17 protein-coding genes are annotated in these 16,422 nt (G+C 72.0%); 11 read left to right on the top strand and 6 right to left on the bottom strand.

Going from position 1 to position 16,422, the window contains the following annotated elements; all coding sequences use genetic code 11:
• Positions 1-15: 15 nt before the first annotated feature.
• The 5 genes from OG338_RS30285 to OG338_RS30265 form a co-directional block, all read right to left on the bottom strand.
• The gene (locus OG338_RS30285) at positions 16-864 is read right to left on the bottom strand and encodes an alpha/beta hydrolase (RefSeq protein ID WP_331741880.1); all 849 of its coding nucleotides are present in this window, start codon (positions 862-864) and stop codon (positions 16-18) included.
• Positions 861-1,391, bottom strand: a complete 531-nt coding sequence (locus OG338_RS30280) for an SRPBCC family protein (protein ID WP_331741877.1) — start codon at positions 1,389-1,391, stop codon at positions 861-863. The genes OG338_RS30285 and OG338_RS30280 overlap by 4 nt, the downstream gene beginning before the upstream one ends.
• 72 nt (positions 1,392-1,463) lie before the next feature.
• Positions 1,464-2,960, bottom strand: a complete 1,497-nt coding sequence (locus tag OG338_RS30275; RefSeq protein ID WP_331741874.1) for an FAD-binding protein — start codon at positions 2,958-2,960, stop codon at positions 1,464-1,466.
• A 19-nt stretch (positions 2,961-2,979) separates the two neighbouring features.
• Positions 2,980-4,536, bottom strand: coding sequence for an NAD(P)/FAD-dependent oxidoreductase (locus OG338_RS30270; protein ID WP_331741871.1), 1,557 nt, complete (start codon positions 4,534-4,536; stop codon positions 2,980-2,982).
• Positions 4,537-4,545: 9 nt separating this feature from the next.
• Complete coding sequence (locus OG338_RS30265; RefSeq protein ID WP_018105948.1) at positions 4,546-5,424, bottom strand: class I SAM-dependent methyltransferase; 879 nt, start codon at positions 5,422-5,424, stop codon at positions 4,546-4,548.
• Between the two features lie 192 nt (positions 5,425-5,616).
• On the opposite strand from OG338_RS30265, the gene OG338_RS30260 reads away from it, so the two are divergent.
• Genes OG338_RS30260 through OG338_RS30250 form a run of 3 tightly spaced genes read left to right on the top strand, consistent with a single transcriptional unit; the run spans position 5,617 to position 7,620 of the window.
• The gene (locus OG338_RS30260) at positions 5,617-5,871 is read left to right on the top strand and encodes a hypothetical protein (RefSeq protein WP_331741866.1); all 255 of its coding nucleotides are present in this window, start codon (positions 5,617-5,619) and stop codon (positions 5,869-5,871) included.
• A 10-nt stretch (positions 5,872-5,881) separates the two neighbouring features.
• Entirely contained in the window at positions 5,882-6,868 is a 987-nt protein-coding gene (locus OG338_RS30255) for a 3-oxoacyl-ACP synthase III family protein (protein ID WP_111339843.1), read from the top strand.
• Positions 6,865-7,620, top strand: a complete 756-nt coding sequence (locus OG338_RS30250; RefSeq protein WP_331741862.1) for an SDR family NAD(P)-dependent oxidoreductase — start codon at positions 6,865-6,867, stop codon at positions 7,618-7,620. Before OG338_RS30255 ends, OG338_RS30250 begins: the two co-directional genes overlap by 4 nt.
• Positions 7,621-7,753: 133 nt before the next feature.
• Here the strand turns inward: OG338_RS30250 and OG338_RS30245 are convergent, their stop codons facing one another.
• A complete protein-coding gene (locus OG338_RS30245; RefSeq protein WP_405940577.1) occupies positions 7,754-8,611 on the bottom strand; it encodes a BTAD domain-containing putative transcriptional regulator in 858 nt (285 codons plus the stop codon).
• A 379-nt stretch (positions 8,612-8,990) separates the two neighbouring features.
• Between OG338_RS30245 and OG338_RS30240 the strand changes: the two genes are divergently transcribed.
• The 8 genes from OG338_RS30240 to OG338_RS30205 are packed head-to-tail and all read left to right on the top strand — an operon-like array spanning position 8,991 to position 16,405.
• Entirely contained in the window at positions 8,991-10,208 is a 1,218-nt protein-coding gene (locus OG338_RS30240; protein ID WP_111339841.1) for an aminotransferase class I/II-fold pyridoxal phosphate-dependent enzyme, read from the top strand.
• Between the two features lie 45 nt (positions 10,209-10,253).
• Complete coding sequence (locus tag OG338_RS30235) at positions 10,254-11,504, top strand: beta-ketoacyl-[acyl-carrier-protein] synthase family protein (RefSeq protein WP_331741854.1); 1,251 nt, start codon at positions 10,254-10,256, stop codon at positions 11,502-11,504.
• Entirely contained in the window at positions 11,501-12,379 is an 879-nt protein-coding gene (locus OG338_RS30230; RefSeq protein ID WP_331741851.1) for a MaoC/PaaZ C-terminal domain-containing protein, read from the top strand. Before OG338_RS30235 ends, OG338_RS30230 begins: the two co-directional genes overlap by 4 nt.
• Entirely contained in the window at positions 12,376-13,905 is a 1,530-nt protein-coding gene (locus tag OG338_RS30225; protein ID WP_331741848.1) for an AMP-binding protein, read from the top strand. The genes OG338_RS30230 and OG338_RS30225 overlap by 4 nt, the downstream gene beginning before the upstream one ends.
• A complete protein-coding gene (locus OG338_RS30220) occupies positions 13,902-14,159 on the top strand; it encodes a phosphopantetheine-binding protein (protein WP_331741844.1) in 258 nt (85 codons plus the stop codon). The genes OG338_RS30225 and OG338_RS30220 overlap by 4 nt, the downstream gene beginning before the upstream one ends.
• A gap of 2 nt (positions 14,160-14,161) precedes the next feature.
• Positions 14,162-15,199, top strand: a complete 1,038-nt coding sequence (locus tag OG338_RS30215; protein ID WP_331741841.1) for a hypothetical protein — start codon at positions 14,162-14,164, stop codon at positions 15,197-15,199.
• A complete protein-coding gene (gene trpA / locus OG338_RS30210; protein ID WP_331741838.1) occupies positions 15,192-16,028 on the top strand; it encodes a tryptophan synthase subunit alpha in 837 nt (278 codons plus the stop codon). Before OG338_RS30215 ends, trpA begins: the two co-directional genes overlap by 8 nt.
• A gap of 2 nt (positions 16,029-16,030) precedes the next feature.
• The gene (locus OG338_RS30205; RefSeq protein ID WP_111339834.1) at positions 16,031-16,405 is read left to right on the top strand and encodes an ectoine synthase; all 375 of its coding nucleotides are present in this window, start codon (positions 16,031-16,033) and stop codon (positions 16,403-16,405) included.
• Positions 16,406-16,422 lie beyond the last annotated feature (17 nt).

Raw genomic sequence — 16,422 nt, 5'->3', positions numbered from 1 at the left:
GCACGCGTCGCGGAGCTATCCGTGATCGCGCGTCAGCTCGCTGACCGCACCCACCACCGTCTGCGGTGCCTCCAGGGGCAGCATGTGCCCCGCGTCCGGGACCTCCTCGAAGCGGGCCCGGGGCAGGGCCTCCGCGACGACGCGGCCGAGATTCGGGGCGATCACCTTGTCGGCGGTGCCCGCGAGGACCACCGCCGGGACGGTCACCGATACCAGGGCCTCGCGCAGGTCCATGCCCCGGGAGGAACGGAACGCCTCCGCGCGCATCGCGGGGCCGGCCGCGGCGAACATCTGGCGGTTCACCTCGCTCAGCCGCCGGTCCGGCTTCGGGCCGAGCATGTTCTGGCCGAGGAGCCTGCGGCCCAGGGCCGGCCGGGAGACGGCCCGCTGAAAGAGCGCGCTGCCCATCATGCGGACCTCGCTGTCCGGGGTCTCCTGGTCGTGCGCCGCCGTGGCCAGCAGCACCAGGCCGCTGAGCGCGCCGGCGTTCCGGTCCTCCGACGCGGCGTACGACAGGGCGGCGAACCCGCCCCCGGAGTGCCCGACGACGACGGCGTCCGGCGCCTCCACATGGGCGAGGACCGCGGCCAGGTCCGCCCCGAGCCGGGTGATCCCGAAGGGCTCGGCGCCCTGCGAGGAGGCGCCGTGGCCCCGGAGGTCGTAGGAGACGACGCGGTGCCCGAGGCGGATCAGCCGGTCGGCCACCGTGCTCCACACCCGGCGCGACGCGCCCCAGCCGTGGACCAGCACCACGGTCACGCCGGTCGGTGGCGTGAGCGGCGGCAGGACGGACACCGCCAGGCGGGCCCCGTCGTCGGTGCGCACCTGCGTCTCGGTCGCCGGTGCGGCGGCCACCGTCGTCATCGGGTACTGCCCTCCAGCTTCCGGACCTCCGCCGCCGCACCGGACCGTACGGCCGGAGCGCTCTCCGCCGCGAGAATCCGCCCGAGCCGGACGAACGCCTCGCTGGTGGCGGTGGAGTGCTCCGCGCCGATGTCGGCGACCTTCGCGAGGACCTTCAGGAAGCCGTTCGGCCGGCCCACGAAGTGCATGCCGACCTTGGTACGGCCCCCGTCGAGCGGTTCGACGTAGAAGTCGCTGGTGCCCCGGAACACCCCGGACACATAGTCGACCGACAGCAGCCGCCGGGGCTCGACGGCCCGGGTGCGCGCGGTGAACCGCAGCTTCGGGCCGCCCTTGTCGACGCCCTTGGTGTGCACCGTGACCGCGACCTCGCCGCCCACCTCGTCCGGCGAACCGGACACGGTGGCGAAGGTGTTGGCCGGCACCCACCAGCGGCCGGCGCCGCGGAACTCGGCGATCAGCGCCTCCCACACCGCCTCTGGCGGAGCGTCCACGATCGCCTCGTCGATCAAGTCGTAAACTGTCATGCCGATTTCTCCTGTCGGGGTGTTCCGGGTGGCGGTCTGGGTCTCGCCGGCCGGGGCCCGGGGCGTCCCGGATCAGCCGAAGAAGCCCTGACCGGGGGTGAGGATGCCCGCCGGGTCGTAGCGCCGCTTCGCCGCGACGAGGACCTTCCAGCGGATGCCGAAGTGGGCCCGCCAGTCCGCCGGGGTCATGTCCGGGATCGCGCCCACCAGATACCGCTTGGCGCCCAGCGCGACCGCCTTGTCGTACAGGCGGCGGTTCTGGTCCAGCATCCGGTCGATGTCCGCACCCGGGGCGGGGAAGCGGAGCACGTCGCACAGATACGCGGTCGGCTCGGAAGGCTGCACCGCCAGCGGGCGGGTCACCTTCGACGTCGGGTACGGGTAGTAGAGCAGGAAGCCCGCGCCCAGGTCGTCGCCGTTCAGCTCGGCCGTCAGCAGGTCCGCGAACGCCTTCGCCTTCGAGGCCGGGACGAACAGGCTCAGCCACGGCTTGGGCTGGCCCCAGAAGTCGTTTTCCTTGAGCCACGCCTCGTCGCCGTCGGTACGGAAAACGGCCTCGCGGAAGGGCAGGTCCTCGATCGTCGCGGACGCCCGCTCGTCGTGCAGACCGGTGAGCAGCGCGGTGCGGTCGGGCGCGGTGCCGCCCCGCCAGTACGCCTGGCCCTCCAGCTTGTACCACCAGCCGGAGTCGTCCGGGGTGCGGGCGATCTCGCCGACCTGGCCCTCGAACCGCTTCTCGGCCATGAGCTTCTCGGAGTCGGCGAGGAACGCGGACACGTCGTTGTAGTAGAGGGTGAAGACGGTCATCTTCGGCGGTGCCGGGATCAGGGCGACCTCGGCGCGCACGATGATGCCGACCTGGCCGCCGCCGCCGAGCGCCGTGTTGAACAGAGCGGCGTGGCAGTGCGGGCTGGCCGTGATCAGGTCGCCGTTGCCGGTGACGATGTCCAGCGACTTCACGGTGTCGATCTGGAGCCCGTAACGCGCCACGGTGGAGCCGATGCCGCCGACGCTGAGCGTGCCGCCTATCGACAGGTGCAGATAGTCGGTGAGCGCCGGCGGGGTCAGGCCCCGGGCGAGGGCGGCGTCGGTGAGCTGCGCCCAGGTGACACCGGCCTCCACCACGGCGGACGAGGAACCGATGCGGACGATCTTCGTCAGACCGCGCGCGTCGATCGCGATGCCGCCCTGCGGGACCTGCGCCTGCCCGTAGCAGGAGTGCGACTCCTCGTCGCCGTTCTGCCCGCCGCGGCCGTTCATCGCGATCTTCAGCCGGTGGGCCCGGGCGTAGTCGACCATCTTGACGATGTCCCGCACCGAGCCGGGACGCAGCACCGCCCAGCACGCGCCGGTCACCATGTGGCCGAAGTCGTGGTTGAACGTGGAGGTGACACCCGCCGAGGTCTCCAGCGTGCCGTCGAGTGCCGGCAGGCTCGCCGCCGTATGGGCGAAGGAGTCCGACTCACGTGCCCACGCCTGGTGCGAAGTGCTCCAGCCGATGACCGTGGCGGCCGCCAAGCCCCCGAGGATGCTGCGCCGCCGCGTGATGGGGGTGCTGCTGGTTCTCATTCGGTCTGTCTCCCGTCCATTACGTGTGGTTCAGGGCCGGCAGGCCGGCGCCCGCGAGGGTGGCGAGCTGGTACTCGGAGGGCGTGAAGTGCTTGGTCTGGCGGCGGAAGCGCCAGGTGTACGTCGGCCAGATCGACGGGTTGCGCCCGTGTGCGTCGAGGTACCAGCTCTTGCAGTTGCCTGCGTTCCACACGGTGCCATCGAGGCGGGCCTGCAACCGCTCGTTCCAGTCGTCCTGGACCGTCTTTCGAACCTCCACCGAGGCCAGGCCCTTCTGGTCCATGACCTTCAGCGCGTCCAGCACATAGCCGATCTGCGCCTCGATCATCACGACCTGCGAGGAGTGCCCCAGGGTGGTGTTCGGGCCGAGCAGCAGGAACAGGTTCGGGAAGCCGGCGACGGTGGTGCCGCGGTGCGCGGCCATCCCGTCCTCCTGCCACACCTCGCGCAGCGACCTGCCCCCGCGGCCGGTGATCCGCCCGGCGACCGGGCGGTCCGTGGCCTTGAAGCCGGTGCCCAGGATGATCGTGTCGATCTCCCGCTCGGCCCCGTCGGCGGTGACGATCGAGTGGGCGGTGACCTTCGCGATGCCGTCGGTGACCAGGTCCACGTTGGGCTGCTGGATCGCCGGGTACCAGGTGTTGGAGAACAGCAGGCGCTTGCACGCCATCACATAGTCCGGGGTGAGCTTCGCGCGCAGCTTCTCGTCGGCGACCGACTTCTTCAGATGGTCGCTGGCCATCTTCTGCATCTTCCCGGCGACCTTGGGCCGCTTCATCACGAAGGCCAGGATCTCCCGGCCCCACATGTTGAAGTTCCGCCGGAAGTTCTGGTAGCCGGGGACCCCGCGCAGCAGCCTGGACTGGAGCGGGCTCGTCGCCTTGTCGTTCTTCGGGCCGATCCACGGCGGGGTCCGTTGGTAGAGGTCGAGCCGCCCCACCTCGGGCTGGATCTTCGGCACGAACTGGATGGCGGAGGCGCCGGTGCCGATCACGGCGACGTTGCGTCCGCTCAGGTCGTGGTCGTGCCGCCAGCGGGAGGAGTGGAAGACGGTGCCCGCGAAGTCGGAGAGGCCCGGGATGTCGGGGACCGCCGCCTCGCTGAGGTAGCCGGTGCCGCTCACCAGGACCTGCGCGGTGTAGTCGCCCTGCGAGGTCTCGATGTGCCAGCGCCGGGTCGTCTCGTCCCAGCGGGCCCCGAGCAGTTCGTGGCCGAAGCGGATGTGCGGACGCACCCCGAACCGGTCGGCGGTGTCCCGCAGATACGCGTACAGCTCGTCGCGCTTGCCGAACGTGGACTTCCACTCCGGGTTCTGCGCGAACGAGAACGAGTACAGGTGCGACATCACGTCGCAGGCAGCACCCGGGTAGGAGTTGTCCCGCCAGGTGCCGCCCACCTCGTCGGCGCGTTCGAAGACGAGGAAGTCGTCCACGCCCTTCTGCAACAGCCGGATCGCCATGCCGAGGCCGGAGAACCCGCTGCCGACGACGGCGACGCGCAGATGCCGCTGCGGTCCGCCGCCGCCGGCCGGGCGGCTGTCCTCGTCGCTGCGCGGCGGCTCTAGAGTGCTCGTCACGTCAGCCTCCTAGCGGCGCGCGATGGTGACGCGGAAGTTGTTGAAGAACTTGTCCTCAAGCGTGTACGCGAAGATGTCGAGGTAGCGCTCGAAGCGGGCCACGACCTCCTCGCCCTCCATGGCGACGGCCTCGTCCCGGCGCTCGGCGAGCAGCTTCAGCCAGGCGCGGCAGGCCACCGCGAACGACTCGCGCTCGTTGACGACCTCGACCACGTCGAACAGGCCCTCGGCGGCCTGCGTCAGCTCGTGCAGGTGCGGGATGTGGCAGTTCTCGAACTCCGAGCGCTGAAGGAACTTCAGGTCGTCCAGCAGCTGCCGGTTCATGGGCAGCGCCTCGGCCGTCATGGTGTGCAGCACGAAGCGGGCGCCCGGCTTCAGAGTGGCGCCGACCTTCTGGAAGAACACCCGGTACTTCTTGGTGCGCTCGCGCGGCGGCAGCGTCGAGGAGACGAAGTGCTCCAGGGCGTTGATGCAGAACGCCGCGTCGTACGGGTCGTCGGTGGTGTGGTCCTCCCAGGACTCCACCCGCGTGGTGATCCGCGGGTTGTCCAGGCCGGCGATGAACTGCTCCTGAGTGCGGCTGAGCGTCAGCCCGACCGCCTGCTCGACGCCGTGCACCGTGGTGACGCGGTTGAGCATGGTGCCCCACCCGCAGCCCACGTCCAGGACGCGGCGGGCGTTCGCCGCCCCGGCCAGCTCGACGAACTTGTCCAGCTTGCGCTCCTGGGCCTCGTCGAGGGCCTCGGTGAGTCCCTCGCCCTCCTCCCAGTAACCGCCGGAGTACATCATCGTCGGGCCCAGCAGGAGGCGGTAGAAGTCGTTGCTCACCTCGTAGTGGTGCCTGATCGCGTCGACCTCGGGGACCGACTGGTTTGCGACCGTGGTCATCTTCGTCCTCAACTCCCGTCCGGCTCATGCTCATGGCGTGGTGCCTGCGATGTCATCGCGAGACGAAGAAAACCCCCGCGTCGCAAGAGAGGTGCAACACGACGGGGGCGCCGGCTGTTGCGCGCCGGTTGCGTGCGTACGGGTTCCATGCGTCTCGAAAAGGCCAAGCCCTGCGGAGGAAGGACCTCACTCATGTCTCTGCCCACCATCGAAGAACTGGCGAGCCAGCTGGAGGCCGTGTCCGGCGCCCAGAAGGTCGACCCGGACCACCCGCTCCAGCACATTCCGGACGTGGACTCGCTGGACCTCATGGAGTGGCTGTACGGGTTCCAGAACACCTACCCGGACATCCCGGCCGACGAGTCGCTCTTCGCCGACCTGGACGACACCACGACGCTGCGCCACGTGTACGACCGCATCCTGGCGCTCGTGCCGGCGCAGGGCTGAGCGGGCGCGCATGAACGGCTTCGACATCACCGGGTGGGGCATCTCCGTCCCCGAGAAGGTGGTCACCAGTGCGGAGCTCGCCGAGCGCTTCGGCGTGGACGAGCACTGGATCACCAGCCGGTGCGGGATCAGTGAACGGCGCGCCGTCGGGCCCGGCCAGACGACTGCCTCGCTGGCCGTCGAGGCCGGCCGGCGTGCCCTCGCCAAGGCGGGCCTGAGCGGCGGCGACATCGCTCATCTGATCGTCGCCACCGCCACGCCCGAGCAGCCCTCGCCGGCGACGTCCGCGTTCGTCCACCACGAACTGGGCATCGCCGGCAGCGCGCACGACGTCAACTCCGAGTGCGCGGGCTTCGTCTACGGGCTCGTCTCCGCGATGGCCCTCATCGCGATCGACCCGCGGCCGATCCTGCTCATCGGCTCCGACACCCACACGCTGACCGCGAACCCCGCCGACCGGGACCTGTCGATCCTGGTCGGGGACGGCGCGGGAGCCGTGGTGCTCGTCCCCGCGGCCGACAGCAACGTCCTGGCCTGGAACCTGGGCGCGGACGGCAGCTGCACCGGCAGCCTCAAGGTCCTCGCGGGCGGCAGCCGTATGCCGACCACCGAGGAGACGGTGCGCCAGGGTCTGCACTACGCGCAGATCAACGGGAACGAGATCTATCTGAACGCCGTGCGGTACACGGTCCGTACGGTCCGGGAGACGCTGAAGAACGCGAAGGTCGAGGCGGCCGACGTACGCCACGTCATCCCGCACCAGGCCAACATCCGCATCATCAACTCGATCCTCAGCCACACCGGGCTGCCGCCCGAGGCCCTGGTCGCGAACCTGCACAAGTACGGGAACACGGCGTCCGCGTCCATCCCGATCGCACTGGCCGAGGCGCTGGACGAGGGCCGCATCGAGAACGGCGATCTGGTCCTGTTGGCCGGCTTCGGCGCAGGCATGACCTGGGGCTCCATGCTCCTCGAATGGCGCGGAGGGACACGATGAGTACGCAGAAGCCCGCCGGCGTCCGGCCCGAGCACCCCGTCGCCCTGGTGACGGGCGCCTCCGGCGGGCTCGGCCAGGCGCTGGCGATCGAACTGGACGCCCTCGGCTGCAAGGTGGCCGTCCACTACAACAGCGCGAAGGACGCCGCGCTCGCGGTGCGGGAGAAGCTCACCAACGACTCCGTCCTGGTGACCGGCGACGTCGGCTCGTACGAGGCCGTCACGGCGATGCACGCGCAGATCGCCGAGCAGCTGGGCCCGGTCGACGTCCTCGTCAACAACGGCGCGATCCGCCGTGACCAGGTCATGGCGATGCAGAAGCCCGAGGACTGGGCGGCGGTGATCCAGACCAACCTCATCGGCTCCTTCCACACCGCCCGGGTGTGCGTCCCGCACATGCTGCGCAACCGGTGGGGCCGGGTCATCAACGTGGTCTCGCCGTCGGGCCTGATCGCGACGGCCGGGCAGACGGCGTACTCCGCGTCCAAGGCCGGCCTGATCGGCTTCACCCGGACACTGGCCGCCGAATGCGGACGGCGCGGCGTCACGGTCAACGCGCTCTCGCCCGGATTCATGATCACGGGCATGACGCAGACCCTCCCCGACCACGTGGTGGAATCGATGGAGAAGAAGGCGCCGGTGCCCCGCTTCGTGACCGTGGAAGAGGTCGCGCGCAGCTCCGCCCTCTTCCTCGACCAGGACTGCATGACCGGCCAGGTCATCAGCATCGACAGCGGCGTCACCATCACCTGATATCCGCCCGGGGGGCTTTCCCAGGAAAGCCCCCCGGGGAAAAAAATTCCGCACGAAATGTCCGCGGAATGCTCCTGCGAACCGGATTTCGCAGGAGCATTCCGCGGACGTTTCCCTGTCCGGGCAGGGCCGCCTACGCGGCCGGCGGGAGCAGGGGGGCGTACGCGCTCATCAGCAGCGGGTCGACGGCCGCCGGGCCGCTGTACGGGGCCATCGCACGGGCCGCCTCGCGGGCCGGGTCGGGCTCGCGGAGCAGGTCCAGATAGAGCGTCTGGGTGGACGGGGCCGGCTCGATGCCGAGCTCGTCCGACAGGAGCTCGCGCAGCTGCTGGTAGACGCGCAGCGCGTCGGCCCGGTTGCCGGCGGCGGCGTGCGCCGTCATCCGGCAGCGGTGCGCGCTCTCCCGGAACGGCGCCCTGCGCACCGCCTCGTCGGCGTACCGCAGGGCGTGGTGGCTGTTGCCGAGCGCGGCGGCCGAGGCGCTGGACAGCTCCAGGGCGCTCAGCCGTACCGCCTCGATGCGCTCGCGGGTGGTGTTCACCCACTCGCCCTCGTGGGCGGGCAGGAACGCGCCGCGCAGATTGGAGACCGCGCCGGAGGCCAGTTGCAGGGCCACCGCGTGCGCGCCCTCCCGGCACGCCTGCCGGGCCTCGGAGACCGACGCCTCGGCCGTCTCCACATCGGTCACCGCGTCGCCCGGCAGGTGCAGCAGATACCGCCCGCTCTGGGCGACCAGCGGAGTCTCGCCGGGCTTCTGGTGCGCGCTGGTGACGAAGGACCGCACCCGGCTGACGACACTGCGCAGCGCGGACGCCCAGGTGTCGGGCAGGCCCTGCGGCCACAGCGTGTCCGCTAGCTGGTCGCGGCCGGTGCCCGCGGAGCGCTCCAGGACGAGCCGGGCGAAGGCGATTTGGGCCTGTGCGCTCGACAGATGCCGGGGCGGTTCCGCCTCGTGCTCGATGCTGACAAGTCCTACGAGCCGGATCAACACGTCGACACTCCCCCTGCGGCAGATCAGGAACCGAGCGGGGAACACGGCGCCGTTGCTTTCCCTTTGCGCCGTTCGGTTCTCGCCATTCCCCGTGATGTCGACGTGACCCTCGCAGGGGCGTTCAGGCCGTGTCAATTGAGCCCGGGAACATACCGGGGGGAATGAGTGGAAGCCCAAGTTCCGCTGAATCGAGGGCCCATGAATCCGCCCTTCTCCATGCGTTCACCAGGGGATTTCTAGTGAATCCCGAGCGGCTTCGAGCGTAATTCAAGAAGGGCTCCGGCTTCCTTGTTGCGGCCGCGTTGCGGAGCGCGGCGTAGAAATCCTGTCATGTAATAGGCCGTTCGCCGGCCGACTGAATCAGTCTGAGGAGACCCACGTGAACGCAACCGGAGGCTGGGAACGGCTGGCGCCGAAGATGGCCGTCACGAACAGGCGCGTCGCGGCACTGGAGTCCGAGCCGGAGCGCCGCAACAGCTTCGTCTCCTACACGGTCGAGCGGGACAGCGCCTACGCCGATCTCGACGGACAACGGCTGCTGATGATGTCCGGCTACAGCTACCTCGGTCTGGGCGGCGACGAACGCGTCGTCGCCGCCGCCAAGGCCGCCGTCGACCTGTACGGCACCGGCAACCACGGGGTGCGCGCCCTGGCCGGGACGATCCCGCTGCACGAGGAGCTTGAGGCCGAGGTGGCCGGCTTCGCGGACCGCGAGGCGTCCATGGTCTTCAGCTCGGGCTACGCGGCGAACGTGGGCACCGTCGGCGGTCTCGTGGGCGCCGGCGACACCGTCTTCATCGACAAGTACGACCACGCCTCCATCGTGGACGGCTGCCGGCTCTCCGGCGCCACCGTCACCCGGTTCCGGCACAACGACGTCGACCACCTCGACCGGCGCCTGGCCGCCGCCTCGCCCGACGGGGTGCGGCTCGTCATCGTCGACAGCGTCTACTCCATGGACGGCGACATCGCCCCGCTGCCCGAGCTGCGCAAGGTGTGCGACGAGCACAACGCGCTGCTCATGGTCGACGAGGCCCACGCGCTCGGCGTCATCGGCGCCACCGGGCGCGGCATCGAGGAGCACTTCGACCAGCGGGTGCAGGCCGACATCAAGCTCGGCACCCTGTCCAAGGGCATCCCGTCCATGGGCGGCTGGGTCGCCGGACCCGCCGAACTCATCGGCCACCTGCGCTACGCCGCCCGGCCGTTCCTCTTCTCCGCCGCCCTCGCCCCGGCCCAGGCCGCCGCCGCCCTGGAGAGCCTGCGCATCCTGCGACGCGAACCGGAGAGGGTCACCCACATCCAGCGCGAGTCCGCCCGGCTGCGCGCCCTGGTCAACGCCCAGGGGCTGCGCACCCAGGACAGCGAGACCGCGGTGCTGCCGCTGATCGCCGGCTCCGACGAGAAGGCGTACGACCTGGCCACCGCCTGCCGCCGGCACGGCGTCATCGGCATCCCCGTGGTCACCCCGGCCGTCCCCAACGACCTGGCCAGGCTGCGGATCGCGGTGACCGCGCGGCACACGCCCGAGGACATCGACTTCGCCGCCGACGCGTTCATCAAGTCCGCCCGCGAGTGCGGCATCATCCCGGCCTGACCGGCCGGTCCAGCCCCCCCGGGACACCTGACGGAGACCAGACAGATGACAGCCGCAGCCTCCCACCGCACCCCGGTGGTGATCACCGGGATCGGTGTGGTCACCCCGGCGGGGTGCACCCCCGACGCCCTGTGGGCCGCGCTCCGCGCCGGCCGTTCCACCGCGGCCCCGCTCGACCACCTGGACCTGTCCCGCCACCGGGTCCGGATCGGCTGCCGGGTCGCCGGACTCGACACCCAGGGCCCCGACGCCCTCGTGTCCGCCAAGGACGCGCGGCGCATGGACCCCTTCGCGCTGTACGGCACCACGGCCGCGCTCGCCGCCCACCGCGACGCCGGCGCCCCGGTTCCCGAGCCCGGGCGCACCGCGATCGTCGTCGGCAACGCGGTGGGCGGCCGCGCCACCAGCGACCGCGAGTCCGCGCACTACAGCGAGGCGGGCCCGCACCGGGTCAATCCGCTGATGCCGCTGCTGACCATGCCGAACGCGGCGGCCGCCCAGATCGCCATGCGCCTCGGCTGGACCGGCCCCGCGACCACCATCGCCACCACCTGCGCCAGCGGCGTCGACGCCATCGGGCACGCCACCGCGCTCCTGGAGTCGGGCCGGGCCGACGTGGCGATCGCAGGCGGCTGCGAGTCCACCCTGAGCCCGGTCACCCTCGCCGCCTTCGGGAACCTGAACGCGGTCTCCGGGCGCAACGACGACCCGGCGCACGCCTCCCGCCCCTTCGACCGGGACCGCGACGGGTTCGTCATGGGGGAGGGGGCCGGCTTCGTCGTCCTGGAACGCCTGGACGACGCGCTGGCCCGGGGCGCCCGCAGCTATGCCCGGATCGCCGGGTACGCGGCCACCTCGGACGCTTACCACCTGTCGATGCCGCTGGCCGACGGGGCCGGCGCGGTCGCCGCGATGACCGGTGCGCTCACCGCCGCCGGGCTCGCCCCCGACGAGATCGCCCACATCAACGCGCACGGCACCTCGACCCCGCACAACGACCGCGCCGAAGCGACGGCCCTGGCCAAGGTCTTCGGCTCGGACGGCCCGCCCGTCACCGCGTCCAAGGGCGTCATCGGCCACCTCATCGGAGCGGCCGGCGCCGTCGAGATCATCGCCGCCGTCCAGGCGATGCGCGCCCAAGAGGTGCCGCCCACCGCCAACCACGAACACCTGGAGCCAGGAATGGAGATCGACGTGGTGCACACCAGCCCACGGCCCGTCGCCCTGGGACCCGCGCTGTCGAACTCCTTCGGCTTCGGCGGCCACAACGCGAGCATGGTGGTGGCGCCGGTATGACGACCACCGCCCAGCCCACCGCCCAGCCCACCGCCCAGGCCGACGCGCAGCCCGCCGCCCAGCCCCGTACCGCCATCCGCACCCTCACCCCCGACGAGGTGGCCGCCTTCCGGGCCGCCGTCCGCGCGGACCTGCCCGCGGCCGGGGAGCCCGGCGCCTCGCCGGTGCACGCCTTCGTCCTCGCGCACACCCTCGCCGACGCGACCGTACGCGACCTGGCCGCGGCCGAGCCCGAGCCCGTCTCCGTCGTCCACCTCGCCCAGGACATCCACATCGAGCAGCCCCCGCTGCCCGGCGAGCGGATCACCGTCGGCCTCGACGTGGCCGGCGCCCGCCGCGAACCGAAGGGCACCCGCGTCGCCGTTCGGGCCCGCCTCACCGGCGAGGACGGCACCCCGCGCGCCGAACTCCTCACCAGCGCCCTGCTGGTGGGCGCCGCCGCCATCGAGCCCTTCGGCCGGATCCCGGCAACGGCCGCGCCCGCCCCGTCCGGCGGAGCCGGTGAACCGGCCGTCGCCGAGCACCGGCTCACCCCCGCCTGGATTCGCGGCTACGCCCACGCCTCCGGCGACCTCAACCCGATCCACCTGGACGGCCGGGCCGCCGAGGAGGCCGGCTTCCCCGGCGTCATCGCGCACGGGATGAGCGTGCTCGCCCTGGCCGTCGAGGAGATCGCCGACCGGTACGCGGACGGCGACGTCACCCGCGTCCGCGCGGTCAGCGGGCGGTTCTCCGCCCCCGTGGTCCCGGATGTCCCGCTGCGGATCGAACTGGCCCCGGACGCCGACCGCACCCTGGTCCGCTTCACCTGCCGCACCCCTTCGGGCATCGCCGTGAAGAGCGGCTGGGCCCGGCTGGCGGGACGGCGGCCATGACCGGCCAGGGCCCCATCACCGGACTGCTCCCCGGCTTCCTCACCCAGGTCCGCGAGCGCCCCGACGCGCCCGCCCTGGTCTGGCACGGCGAGGAGACCAGCTATCGCGAGCTGTACGAGAGCGCCGGCCGCGAACGCGAGCGCCTCGCCCTGCTCGGGCCGCCGGCCGGCGAACCCGTGGGCATCCTCGCCGAGAAGTCGCCCGCCGCCATCGCGCTCGTCCTCGGCTGCCTGCTCGCCCACCGCCCGTTCCTGCTGCCCTCCCCGCACCTCGGCGAGCAGCTGCTGACCCGGCTGTTCGCGCAGGCAGGCTGCGGATACGTGCTGACGCCGGGCGGCGAACCGCGCGGGGTGCGGGTCCCGGCCCGCTCGGCGGCCTACCCGGTGCCTCCCCGTACCGCCTTCATGCTCACCACGTCCGGCTCCACCGGGCTGCCCAAGACCGTGCCGCTGGACGAGCAGGCCGTGGACCGGTTCGTCAGCTGGGCCGGGCCCGCCTTCGCCGTCGCACCCGGGACCACCGTCCTCAACTACGCGCCGCTCAACTTCGACCTCTGCTTCCTCGACGTGTGGACGACCCTCGCACACGGCGGCCGCGTCGTTCTCGTGGACCCGGACAAGGCCGTCGACGGACGCCATCTGCTGGACCTGCTGCTCCGGCACGACGTGGAGATCGTCCAGGCCGTGCCGATGTTCTACCGGCTCGTGCTGGACGCCGCCCGCCGGGCCGGCGTGCTGCTGCCCTCGGTGCGCCGGGCCGCCTTCACCGGCGACGCCCTGCCCGAACGCACCCTGGCCGAACTCCGCGAGATGCTGCCCGCCGCCCGCCTCACCAACATCTACGGCTGCACGGAGACCAACGACAGCTTCACGTACGACGTCGGCACCCCGGCCACCGAATCCGGCCCGCTGCCCATCGGCACCCCGCTCCCCGGGGTCTCGGTGCTCGTGCTGGACGCCGAAGGCCGGGAGGTCACCGGCCCCGGCGCCGGCGAGCTGCACGTCAGGACGCCGTTCCAGACCGCCGGCTACCTCGACCCGGCCCGCAGCCGGGGCCGGTTCACCGGCCACCCGCTCGGCCACGACGACGGTGCCTGGTTCCGCACCGGCGACCTCGTCCGGCGCGACGCCGACGGGCTGCTGCATCTGACCGGGCGCAGCGACTTCCAGGTCAAGGTACGCGGCGTCGCCGTCAACACCGCCGAGATCGAGCAGGTGCTGCTCAGCCACCCCGCCGTCCTGGAGGCCGGGGTCGCCGCGCAGCCCGACCCGCTCACCGGCAAACGGCTCGTCGCCGGGGTGCGGCGCGCACCCGGCAGCGGGCTCAACAGCCTGCTCCTGAAGGAACACTGCGCCCGCGCCCTGCCCAGGGCCGCGGTCCCCGGCGTCCTGCGGATCACCGACGAACCGCTGCCCAAGACCCCCACCGGAAAGGTCGACCGCACCGCGCTCGACCGGCTGAGCGGACCGTCCCGGGCGCCGGACCAGTCCCGCCGGCTGACCACAGTAGAAGGAAGGACGTCATGAGCAACACGGCCACCATCAAGCAGTTCCTGATCGAGGAGTTCCTGCCGGACCTCACCCAGGACCAACTCGCCGACGACCAGGACCTGCTGTCGAGCGGAGCCATCGACTCGCTCGGCCTGCTCAAGCTGATCGCCTGGGTGGAGGACCGCTTCGGACTCGCCGTGGACGACACGGACCTCGACCCCAACAACTTCCGCAGCGTCACCGCCATCGACACCTTCGTCGCCGGCGCCCGCCAGGAGGTGAATGGCTAACCATGCACGACGCGCTCACCGGCCTGCTGGCGCGGCGCACGGTGGCCGAGCACGAGACCTGGCGGTCTCTGTGGGACCGGCTCGGCGACGGCACGCTCCCCCGGGAGCAGGCCGTCGCCCTGCTGGCCTCGCTGACCACCCGGCTCCCCGACCCCGCGACGCTTGCCGCCCTGCACGGCACCCTCATGGAACGGCGCCCCGCGCGCCCCGGGCCCGCCTGGCCCGCGACCGTCAACGTCGTGGGCACCGGAGGCGGTCCCGCCACCTTCAACGTCTCCACCGCGGCGGCCTTCGTCGCGGCCGCCGCCGGGGTGCGTGTCGTCAAGTCCGGCTCCCGGGCCTACACCTCCAGCCTCGGCTCCGTCGACCTCCTCGAACGCCTCGGGGTGCGCCTCACCTCCTCGTACGAGCAGACCGAGGAGCACCTGGAACGGGACGGGATCGCCTTCACCGGGCCGTTCGTCTACCCGGCCGAACTCGCCCGGCTCGCCCGCCTGATCGCGCCCGTGAGCATGAAGCCGTTCGGGCGGTTCCTCAACGCGCTCGGCCCCCTCCTCGCCGATCTGCCGGTCACCGCCCAGGTCACCGGGGTCTCGCACACCATGCCCCTGGACGACCTGCGCCGCCTCGCCGCCACGGTCACCGGCCGCACGGTGTGGCTCACCAGCAACGACCGGGGCGCCGACGAACTCCTCGGCTTCGCCCGCAACACCGTGCACATCGCGCGGGGCGAGGACCAGGTCCTGGAGCCCGGCGCGCTGATCCCGGCCGACGGCGGCTTCGAGGCGCTGGCCCCCGCGCCCAAGGACGCGGCCACCGACCACTTCCTGGCCGTGCTCGCCGGGCGCGCCCACCCGGCGGCGACCGGCACCGTCCGCCTCAACGCCGCCGCGCTCGCCCTCGCGGCCGGCCACCACACCACCTGGCGCGACGCGCTCGACGCCACGGACGACGCCGTCACCAGCGGGGCCGCCGTGGCCCTGGTCGAGCGGCTGCGCTCCCGGAAGGCCGTGGCGGCGGGGGCGGTCCGCCATGGCTGACTTCTTCACCGGACGCGGACCCGGCCGGCCCGGGCTCACGCTGTTCCTCAACGCGGGCGACCCGTCCCTGGACGAGCTCGCCGAGGTCGTGCACATGCTGGACGAGGAGGGCGTCGACTGCCTCGAACTGGCGGTGCCCTTCCCGGACTCCTTCACCGACGGGCCGGTCGTACGCCGCTCCGCCCGCCGCGCCCTGGACCGGGGCACCGGCCTGGACGACGTCCTCGGCTTCGTCGCCCGCGTCCGGCCCGGGCTGCGGCGGCTGCGGATCGCGCTGCTCGCCGACTGGAGCCACTCCCTCAAGCGCCGGAACCTGGGCGCGGCCGTCAAGGACATCACCGCGTCCGGCGCCGACGGGCTCCTGGTGCACGGCCTGCCGCCCCGGCTGCGGGACGCCTACCGCGAGGCGACCGAGGCGGCCGGCACCGCCGTCGTCACCACCTGCTACCCGACCAGCCCCGAGGAGACCCGGGCCCGCGCGGCCCACGAGTCATCCGCGTACGTCTATCTGGTGGCGCACTACGGCCGCAGCGGCACCGCGCCGCCCGCCGGGCACGCCGCGCTCGCCCCGGTCGTCGCCGGGCTGCGGGCCCACACGAACTCCCCGATCGCCGTCGGCTTCGGGGTCAGTACGCGCAGCCACGTCGCGGCGGTCGCCGCGAGCGGGGCCGACGCAGCGATCGTCGGCTCCGCGGGCGTGGCCCGCGTGGCGCGGGCCCTCGAAGAGGAGGGCTCCGTCACCACGGCACTGCGCGACTTCGTCCGGTCGCTCCAGCCCGGACCGGACGAGACCAGTACGGCCAATACCCCTATCCGAACAAGGAGTTGACCATGATCATCCGTGACCTGGAGACCGTTAAAAGCGTCGACTGGGGCAACGGGCTCAGCCGTCGCTTCCTCACCGAGTCCGACGGCGTCGGCTACTCGATCACCGACACCACGGTGCGCGCCGGCACCAAGTCCCGCCTGGAGTACCGCAACCACCTGGAGTCCTGCTACTGCATCGAGGGCTCCGGCGAGGTCATCGAACTCGACGGCACCGTGCACCCCATCACACCGGGCCGGCTGTACTCCCTCGACGAGCACGACGCGCACTTCCTCGTCGCCTCCCCACACGAGGATCTGCGCCTCGTCTGCGTCTTCACCCCGGCGCTCCAGGGCGACGAGGTGCACAGCCTCGACGCGCACAGCTCTTCCGCCTACTGATCCGCACGCGCACCTCT

Source organism: Streptomyces sp. NBC_00726 (genome assembly GCF_045161735.1).
GTDB lineage: Bacteria > Actinomycetota > Actinomycetes > Streptomycetales > Streptomycetaceae > Streptomyces.
The sequence above is the reverse complement of the archived record's forward strand: the minus strand, read 5'-3'. Positions and strand labels throughout refer to the sequence as shown.

Coding starts and splice junctions, on each gene's coding strand:
- OG338_RS30285 (WP_331741880.1), bottom strand. CDS start 864: ATGACGACGGTGGCCGCCGCACCGGCGACCGAGACGCAGGTGCGCACC.
- OG338_RS30280 (WP_331741877.1), bottom strand. CDS start 1,391: ATGACAGTTTACGACTTGATCGACGAGGCGATCGTGGACGCTCCGCCA.
- OG338_RS30275 (WP_331741874.1), bottom strand. CDS start 2,960: ATGAGAACCAGCAGCACCCCCATCACGCGGCGGCGCAGCATCCTCGGG.
- OG338_RS30265 (WP_018105948.1), bottom strand. CDS start 5,424: ATGACCACGGTCGCAAACCAGTCGGTCCCCGAGGTCGACGCGATCAGG.
- OG338_RS30260 (WP_331741866.1), top strand. CDS start 5,617: ATGTCTCTGCCCACCATCGAAGAACTGGCGAGCCAGCTGGAGGCCGTG.
- OG338_RS30255 (WP_111339843.1), top strand. CDS start 5,882: ATGAACGGCTTCGACATCACCGGGTGGGGCATCTCCGTCCCCGAGAAG.
- OG338_RS30250 (WP_331741862.1), top strand. CDS start 6,865: ATGAGTACGCAGAAGCCCGCCGGCGTCCGGCCCGAGCACCCCGTCGCC.
- OG338_RS30235 (WP_331741854.1), top strand. CDS start 10,254: ATGACAGCCGCAGCCTCCCACCGCACCCCGGTGGTGATCACCGGGATC.
- OG338_RS30230 (WP_331741851.1), top strand. CDS start 11,501: ATGACGACCACCGCCCAGCCCACCGCCCAGCCCACCGCCCAGGCCGAC.
- OG338_RS30225 (WP_331741848.1), top strand. CDS start 12,376: ATGACCGGCCAGGGCCCCATCACCGGACTGCTCCCCGGCTTCCTCACC.
- OG338_RS30220 (WP_331741844.1), top strand. CDS start 13,902: ATGAGCAACACGGCCACCATCAAGCAGTTCCTGATCGAGGAGTTCCTG.
- OG338_RS30215 (WP_331741841.1), top strand. CDS start 14,162: ATGCACGACGCGCTCACCGGCCTGCTGGCGCGGCGCACGGTGGCCGAG.
- trpA (WP_331741838.1), top strand. CDS start 15,192: ATGGCTGACTTCTTCACCGGACGCGGACCCGGCCGGCCCGGGCTCACG.
- OG338_RS30205 (WP_111339834.1), top strand. CDS start 16,031: ATGATCATCCGTGACCTGGAGACCGTTAAAAGCGTCGACTGGGGCAAC.